Here is a 1178-nt window from a genome sequence, read left to right as displayed (position 1 = left end):
CCCACGGCTGTCCGGTTTAATTTGGGGTTAGTTGGAAGTTGAGCTGTCTCGGGTCTTTTTGGAGCGGCTTTGGCGGCTTGAGCAGTTTGTCGATGTCGCGTCTGTGCATGAGATTTGTACGGACGAGGCGGGCAAAGGCGAGCGGGCTGTCGATGATCCTGACTGCGTCTTTTGCGAGCTTGAGCAGGAGATAGGCGATCAGAGCGACGGCGATCTGGATACGAACGGCGTTTTCGGATCGTCCGATGAAGTGCCTGATGCGCAGTGTCTGTTTGACCCATCTGAAGAAGAGCTCGATGGCCCATCGGCGCTTGTAGAGGGCGGCGATCTCGTCGGCTGTGGCGTCGAGATCGTTTGAGACGACGCGCAGGGTCGCGCCGTCTTCGAGGACGACACCGATCTCGCGGACGGGGTCCTGGAACGGGTTTGTCCGCGAGGCGGCCTGACGCACGGGGAGAAAACCGAGGCGGTCATAGGAGAGGGTCGAGCCTTCAGGCAGGGCGCGCTCCTCGACCAGCGTCAGTGGCGTGTTGGCCTTGAGCCTGCTGACGATCCGGCAGCCGGCCGCGTCGAGCTTGGCCCACCAGGCGAAGTCGTAATAGCCGAGATCGAAGACGTAGGTCGCGCCCGGTTCGATGGGTATGGCGCGAGCGGCGATGATGTCGTTGACCTTGGCCGGGGTGACCGCGAGATAAAGCGGTGTCTGCGCGTCGGGGTCGTAGACGATGTGGGCCTTGGCGCCACAGACGCCCTTGGAGAAGCGGGCCCAGTCGCAGGCGATCCCCGACAGCCTGATCCCGGTCGAGTCGATCAGCCTGACCGCCTCAGCCGTGGATCGGCGCAAGCCGCGCCCGGCCATTGCCGTCATCCGCGCGAACAGGCCGCTGAACACCTCATGGGGCCGCCGCGCATTGGCATCGGCCAGCGTCGAGCGCGAGAGTTCGCGCGCACCCAGATGATAGAGCCGGGCGCGATGGCTTTGCACAGCCGTCTCGATCTCGCGCAAGGAGACGGCTCCCGCCAGTTGCCCGTAGAGCAGCGCCACGAACTGGCTTCTCGTCGAAAGTCGGCGCACCCGCGCATCCGACCCGTGCTCATCCACCAGTTTGTCGAAGCAAGACCACGGAACATGCTTCAGCAGCCCGTGAAACACGCTATTCTGATGCCGCATGGCGTCG

At 63.7% G+C, this 1178-nt stretch carries 1 protein-coding gene; it reads right to left on the bottom strand.

Annotated features, from left to right (window positions below):
* Positions 1-16: 16 nt before the first annotated feature.
* The gene (locus tag ACSQ3P_RS31655; RefSeq protein WP_436165067.1) at positions 17-1171 is read right to left on the bottom strand and encodes an IS4 family transposase; all 1155 of its coding nucleotides are present in this window, start codon (positions 1169-1171) and stop codon (positions 17-19) included.
* Between the last annotated feature and the right edge of the window lie 7 nt (positions 1172-1178).

It is taken from the genome of Allobosea sp. LjRoot9 (assembly GCF_964252745.1).
Taxonomy (GTDB): Bacteria; Pseudomonadota; Alphaproteobacteria; order Rhizobiales; family Beijerinckiaceae; genus Allobosea.
Note: the sequence above shows the minus strand (reverse complement) of the source record. Positions and strands in the feature narration are given on the sequence as shown.

Excerpts from the sequence above, each read along its gene's own strand:
- ACSQ3P_RS31655 (WP_436165067.1), bottom strand. The coding sequence starts at position 1,171 with ATGCGGCATCAGAATAGCGTGTTTCACGGGCTGCTGAAGCATGTTCCG.